At 38.0% G+C, this 6,243-nt stretch carries 6 protein-coding genes and 1 pseudogene; 4 read left to right on the forward strand and 3 right to left on the reverse strand.

Annotated features, from left to right (window positions below; translation table 11 throughout):
• The first annotated feature begins 493 nt into the window (after positions 1 to 493).
• Complete coding sequence (locus PSF16_RS16195) at positions 494 to 781, forward strand: hypothetical protein (RefSeq protein WP_006661994.1); 288 nt, start codon at positions 494 to 496, stop codon at positions 779 to 781.
• Positions 782 to 835: 54 nt separating this feature from the next.
• On the opposite strand, the gene PSF16_RS16200 is transcribed toward PSF16_RS16195, so the two are convergent.
• Together PSF16_RS16200 and PSF16_RS16205 are read right to left on the reverse strand one after the other, a co-directional pair.
• The gene (locus PSF16_RS16200) at positions 836 to 1,729 is read right to left on the reverse strand and encodes an endonuclease/exonuclease/phosphatase family protein (RefSeq protein WP_006661995.1); all 894 of its coding nucleotides are present in this window, start codon (positions 1,727 to 1,729) and stop codon (positions 836 to 838) included.
• 221 nt (positions 1,730 to 1,950) lie between these two features.
• Positions 1,951 to 2,985 (reverse strand): LacI family DNA-binding transcriptional regulator, encoded by a 1,035-nt coding sequence (locus PSF16_RS16205; RefSeq protein ID WP_006661996.1) that lies wholly within the window; start codon positions 2,983 to 2,985, stop codon positions 1,951 to 1,953.
• Between the two features lie 236 nt (positions 2,986 to 3,221).
• Here PSF16_RS16205 and PSF16_RS16210 point away from each other — a divergent pair, with 236 nt between their 5' ends.
• The 3 genes from PSF16_RS16210 to PSF16_RS16220 are packed head-to-tail and all read left to right on the forward strand — an operon-like array spanning position 3,222 to position 5,244.
• Entirely contained in the window at positions 3,222 to 3,668 is a 447-nt protein-coding gene (locus PSF16_RS16210) for a PTS sugar transporter subunit IIA (protein ID WP_006659413.1), read from the forward strand.
• 20 nt (positions 3,669 to 3,688) lie between these two features.
• On the forward strand, positions 3,689 to 3,976 hold the full coding sequence (locus tag PSF16_RS16215) for a PTS sugar transporter subunit IIB (protein ID WP_006659412.1): 288 nt from the start codon (positions 3,689 to 3,691) through the stop codon (positions 3,974 to 3,976).
• A gap of 11 nt (positions 3,977 to 3,987) precedes the next feature.
• On the forward strand, positions 3,988 to 5,244 hold the full coding sequence (locus tag PSF16_RS16220; protein ID WP_006659411.1) for a PTS ascorbate transporter subunit IIC: 1,257 nt from the start codon (positions 3,988 to 3,990) through the stop codon (positions 5,242 to 5,244).
• A gap of 85 nt (positions 5,245 to 5,329) precedes the next feature.
• On the opposite strand, the pseudogene PSF16_RS17425 reads toward PSF16_RS16220, so the two are convergent.
• A pseudogene (locus tag PSF16_RS17425) lies at positions 5,330 to 6,136 on the reverse strand (bestrophin-like domain).
• Positions 6,137 to 6,243 lie beyond the last annotated feature (107 nt).

Raw genomic sequence — 6,243 nt, forward strand, 5'->3', positions numbered from 1 at the left:
ATACACAAAAAAGGGATAAATTAATTTATCCCTTTTCATTAACTATTCCTTATTTTTATTTCTCATTTAAATTTGGATATTTATTTAAAAATAAAAATACCTATCATTAATATTAAATAGAATTTAAAATAAATTAAAAATCAATTTAATATTCAATCCATTCACTCGTCTAGGTCAGTGAAATGTACCTAAAACATGCATTTATTAAGCATAAAGCAAAGCAGAGAACAACTTTTCCAAATAAATCATATCATTAAATATGCACCCAATATTCTTAAACACGATTGAAATCCATTAGTATTTGCAGGGATTAAATTATGATTTTCAAGCTTCAATATTCTTCCTTGGAAATAAATAGCTAACATAATGATATAATAAGAAATACTTTTTTAGGTTTAATTTAAAAACCAAAAACTAAAATTATCCGACTAATTTTGATAAAAGATTTATGGTAACTTGTGTACTATTCGAAAAAACAAAAATAGGACCCATCATGACAAATACACAACTACTATTACTCGCAACCAACAACGTCAAAAACAATACTGAACTTAGCCATTCTCAAGCGTCCTATGTTTATCAATATTATTATGCGAATGTTGCCAACAAATTCCTATCAGTTAAAGATTTCATGAAGGAATTCATAAAATTAACTAAGCCGGCTCTGGAGAGTGAACAGGATCTTCAAATACTGAGTTTACGTATTTACTCAGAAATTGAGAACTATTTAGGGGCGGCACAAACTCGTTTTATTCAACGTCAAAAATTATTGCAAAAGTAAGCGATAAAGCACAAAACAGACCTCCCATCGAGGTCTGTTCATCATCAAATTAACTTATTGTTCTTGCAATTCAAGTTCTGCAATAACAGGCAGATGGTCACTGACTTTCGACCACTGAAAATCCTTGCTATCTGTCGGTATCGTCATGTTTTTGACATCCCATACTTGCCCTTTATAAGTAAAAATGTGGTCAATATCAATGGCAGGGTTAACCGCTGGCCATGTTCGATAATTTACCCCTTTTTTCTCAACGGGATTCCAAAAATAGCTAATTTCTTCAATCGGTTGTTCTTTCGCCGTTGAGTTAAAATCGCCAGCAAGGATTTTAATAGAGGCGGCGATATTATCAAAACCCGTCTCTGTATCACCAATGGTCGCATCTAAAATATGGCGAACTTGTCCAATACGAATGGTTGGATCTTTTTGCCAATCTAAGTGTGTTCCCATGATAATAATGGGTGAATCAAAACCAGGCTTAGTAATTTGTGATAATAACACGACACGCTGTTCTGCTCCCCCAGAGGGTAAATTGACGACTTGGGATTTTTCAATTTTATATTTTGATAAAATACCTACCCCATATTCACCACCATCAAAATCGAGCGCCTTACCAAACGCAAAATCCATCTTGTTAGCTTTGGCTATTTCCTCGAGTTGATTCACTTTTTTACTACGAGCAGTTTTATTATCAATTTCAGTTAATACAATTACATCCGCATCAATCTTAGCAATTGCTTTGCTGAGTTCATCTAAATTAGCCACATCCGCTGCCAGCTCATTCTTACCGATATTGTAGGTAGCAACTTTGATTGTTGGTTTATTAGCGGTATAGACCTTATTAGGCGTACCCCCATTTTGCACCATTAATACTTCAGAGCCCGTTGTTGCAGCAGTAGCACCACAGGAAACTAAAATTGCGGCAGAAATTAATGTTTTTATTGGTTTCATCGTTTATTTATCCCCAGTAAAATGGCTACATTCAAGCTAAATAGATACCTATCTCTGCACAAAATCCGAGCACTCAAGATAGATACTTCTAAAAAGTAACACAGAAGAATAAATAAACCGTGACCTCTACAGCACTCTTATTTCGAGATTAAAAATAACTTTTAGCCTTTATGTAATTTTGTGACCCAAACCACACTGCCATACAACAAATAGATTATTTTCTAGCCACTTTGTCTTGCTTCAAATTTATACGGAAAAATAATCTCATCTTGCTCATTAATAAAATTCTCTTCCGCCTCACTTAGCCATTTTAATAATTTCTTTGCCGTTTCCCGCGCCATTTTACTGTAATCAATACGTACAGAAGTCAATGATGGATGAATATGATCACAATTCTCAGACCCTTCGACACAGGCGATTGCCAACATTTTAGGCACTTTGATTAATCGTCTTTGGCATTCAAACATCACCCCCAGCGCTATCATTTCATGGCTACAGATCACCGCTTCTAATTCAGGCTGGCGAGTTAACATTTCACTAATCGCTTGTCGCCCAAAATCCATTGTGGCGATATAAGGAGTGGTAATACTCTGTTCAGCACTTAAATTATGCTTTAACAACGTATTATTCCAGCCACTCAGTTGCTGGCTCTGCATTTTGCTATCCATTTGCGCACCAATATACCCAATACGTTGGTGACCTTTTTGTAGCAAGTAGTGAGTGAGAAAACTGACTGCTTCCCCCAAGTTATTTTTTATATTTAATGAAAAACGATGGGAAGAATCCCCTGTCACACTAATAACAGGGATAGGTAAATTATTTAGCGTATTTAGTGCACTCTCAGAATTCACCACACCAAAAATGACGAATGCCGCAGGGCTACTTTGTAATAACGTGAGTAAGACTTCAGACTCTTTTTTATGTTGATAATCATGGCTACCAATCACCACTTGGTAGTTATTTTTATTCAAGACTTCTTGTAATGCTTGCAGAAAAACTGAGCTCGCATTATCCCTCAATGAAGGGATTAATACCGCAATAGTGCGACTTTGACCTGATGCCAAAATACCTGCGGCAGAGTTAGGGATATAACCCAGCTCTTCAACCGCTTCATTGATCTTTTCCCTTAGTTTATCCGAGACTAATTCCGGTGTACGTAAGGCTCGTGATACCGTCATTGAGCCGACGCCCGCATATTTAGCAACGTCTTGTAGGGTGACTCTTCCTGTATTCTTTCTTTTTCGGGTTTTCTGCATGAAATTCTTTTGATTCATCTAAACTGATTATTCAACGGCGATAACTTACCACAGGTCTGATTTGTTAATTAACAGACAAATACACTAAAAATGATTTTATTAGGGATATTTAGCCAAAATGATAGCGCTATCACGAAAATGAACAATTCAACTAGATAGCGCTACCATAGATCACTACTATTCACTCAATTACTACAATATCTAACAATAATTCTTTTTTACCAGGAGCCAAACCAATGCTAACCACATTATTAACCCCAAATGTGATTCAGGTGGTTGAGAGCGCCAATGACTGGCGTGATGCGATAAAAATTGCCTGTAATCCGTTAATTAATAATAAGTTCATCGAACCTCGCTATATTGATGCCATCATTCAATCCCATGAAAAAATCGGTCCTTACTATGTATTGGGTCCGGGTATCGCAATGCCACATGCGCGTCCTGAAGATGGAGTAAATCAATTATCCCTTGGACTAACTGTCATCAAGCAAGGGGTTGAATTTGGCTCTGAAGGTAACGATCCAATTAAGTTATTGATTGTTCTTGCGGCAACCGATAGCAATAGCCATATTGGCGCTATCGCAAAACTCGCCGAACTTTTTGATAACCAAGAAGATATTGATAGCATCATGCAATCAGAAAACGTAGATGACATTCTTAACATCATCGCTAAATATGAATAATTGAGTCATAGGTAAATATTATGAAAATCACTGTTGTTTGTGGAAATGGTTTAGGTACAAGTCTGATGATGGAAATGAGCATCAAGACAATTTTAAAAGACCTGCAAGTTGCGGCTGATGTTGACCATGTTGATTTAGGCTCAGCAAAAGGTACCGTGAGTGATATTTTTGTCGGCACTACAGATATTGCAGAACAATTAGTTGCTCAGCAAGTTGGCGGCGAAATCGTTGCTCTGGAAAACATGATTGATAAAGTTGCGATGAAAGAACGTCTGAGCGTAGCTTTACAGAAACTCGGCGCGATGTAACCGGAGGCTTCATGGAATTCTTTCGTTTTCTGATGCAAGATGTGCTTTCAGAACCTGCCGTACTGGTTGGTCTGATTGCCTTAATTGGCTTAATTGCTCAAAAAAAACCTGTCACAGAATGCATTAAAGGCACCATCAAAACCATCATGGGTTTTGTGATTTTAGGTGCAGGTGCGGGTCTGGTTGTCAGTTCTTTAGGTGATTTCTCCGCTATTTTCCAACACGCATTTGGTATTAACGGTGTTGTACCAAACAACGAAGCTATCGTCTCTATTGCACAGAAAAGCTTCGGTCGTGAAATGGCAATGATTATGTTCTTTGCGATGTTAATCAATATCTTGATTGCTCGCCTGACCCCATGGAAATTTATATTCCTAACCGGTCACCATACTTTATTCATGTCTATGATGATTGCGGTAATCTTAGCTACCGCAGGTATGGAAGGAACGATGCTCGTTGCAGTCGGCTCACTGATTGTTGGTTTCTGTATGGTATTCTTCCCTGCCATTGCACATCCATATATGAAGAAAGTCACTGGCTCCGATGATGTTGCAATCGGTCACTTCTCCACAATTTCTTATGTATTAGCTGGCTTTATTGGTAGCAAATTTGGTAATAAAGAACATTCAACTGAAGACATGAATGTGCCAAAAAGCTTACTGTTCCTGCGAGATACCCCCGTTGCAATTTCATTCACGATGTTCATTATCTTTATCATTACTTGTTTATTTGCAGGCAGTGATTTTGTTCGTGAAGTCAGCGGCGGTAAAAACTGGTTCATGTTCTCGTTGATGCAATCCATCACTTTCGCCGCAGGTGTTTATATCATCCTGCAAGGTGTACGTATGGTTATCGCGGAAATTGTTCCTGCATTTAAAGGAATTTCTGACAAACTGGTGCCAAATGCCAAACCAGCATTAGACTGTCCTGTTGTCTTCCCTTATGCACCAAATGCGGTATTAGTTGGCTTTTTAAGTAGCTTTGCGGCAGGTGTGTTAGGCATGTTTGTTCTGTATGCACTAAACATGACCGTGATTATTCCTGGCGTTGTTCCTCACTTCTTTGTAGGTGCAGCTGCGGGGGTATTTGGTAATGCGACAGGTGGACGTCGTGGTGCAATCCTCGGTGCCTTTGCTCAAGGCTTACTGATTACATTCTTACCTGTATTCTTACTGCCAGTCCTTGGTGATATCGGGATTGCCAATACCACCTTTAGTGATGCTGACTTCGGCGCTATCGGAATTCTATTAGGTATTATCGTTCGATAATTCATTAACCCTCTGGGGTACCTACTCAGAGGGTTTTTTCTATTTATACGACTTCAGTAATACGGACATTCCAATGGGGCTTAATTTACTTTCCCAGCCAAGCACCATCCTTAAATAAGAAATCTTGCAATAAAACTAAATCATCCGGCGTTACGTGGATCACCCCTTCTCCTGGAATATCAATTTCAGCAATCATAAATAATGCCAGTGTCGTCAATGATGGCAAAATCACAATTAACCAATTTTTTCCTTTTGTTCCACGAATATTGTAGCCAATCAAAATATTCGAACAGACCGCAAAAAAGATTAATAAAAACCATGCCGCATTCGGAATTTGGTGCCGCCAACTCGCCATCGTTTTTTGCTGTGACACATACAGATCACCAAAAGCAGATAAAACAGATGAAACCACTGGGTTCGGTTACGCTTGGGCTTGTTTAACGCCGATTTCCCAAAGTTGCCCTTGTTTTGTTAATGAAGCCATCCTCCATTGATTATTTTCATCGCTTACCCCTGACTTAAAAAACTCGATGCGCGCTTCAAGATATTGTTGAATAAGTAATGATGCCTCCGCTCGTTCATCACCGCTGAGTAATTGCGCGCGTTGATATGCATTACCAATCGCTATAGCTTCATTTTCTTCTGTTTGTTGGCGATTATTATAGCCATTGATTGAAATGGAGAGTACGAATCCAATTAATAATCCCAGCAATGATAGAATCGCTCCCAAAATAATTTTAGCTTCATCATCAGCCAGTTCCTCATGGGCACTGCGACGTTTAAAAATATACTTCCCAATATAAGCGGAAATAATTAATAAAATAAACGTAACGATAAATAAAAGAATGGAATCAATGGGGGAGTCATTAATTAACTCAGAGAGGTTAAACACTGATGAATCCCCTAATGATTTTTATCAAAATCATTAAGTTAAGGTAGATACACATCTTGTCATATGATCAAATGGTTTCGCCAAAAATCAATAATCAGACAACAAAA

It is taken from the genome of Providencia sp. PROV033 (assembly GCF_028484855.1).
In the GTDB taxonomy this organism is placed as follows: Bacteria; Pseudomonadota; Gammaproteobacteria; order Enterobacterales; family Enterobacteriaceae; genus Providencia; species Providencia alcalifaciens.

Coding starts and splice junctions, on each gene's coding strand:
- PSF16_RS16195 (WP_006661994.1), top strand. CDS start 494: ATGACAAATACACAACTACTATTACTCGCAACCAACAACGTCAAAAAC.
- PSF16_RS16200 (WP_006661995.1), bottom strand. CDS start 1,729: ATGAAACCAATAAAAACATTAATTTCTGCCGCAATTTTAGTTTCCTGT.
- PSF16_RS16205 (WP_006661996.1), bottom strand. CDS start 2,985: ATGCAGAAAACCCGAAAAAGAAAGAATACAGGAAGAGTCACCCTACAA.
- PSF16_RS16210 (WP_006659413.1), top strand. CDS start 3,222: ATGCTAACCACATTATTAACCCCAAATGTGATTCAGGTGGTTGAGAGC.
- PSF16_RS16215 (WP_006659412.1), top strand. CDS start 3,689: ATGAAAATCACTGTTGTTTGTGGAAATGGTTTAGGTACAAGTCTGATG.
- PSF16_RS16220 (WP_006659411.1), top strand. CDS start 3,988: ATGGAATTCTTTCGTTTTCTGATGCAAGATGTGCTTTCAGAACCTGCC.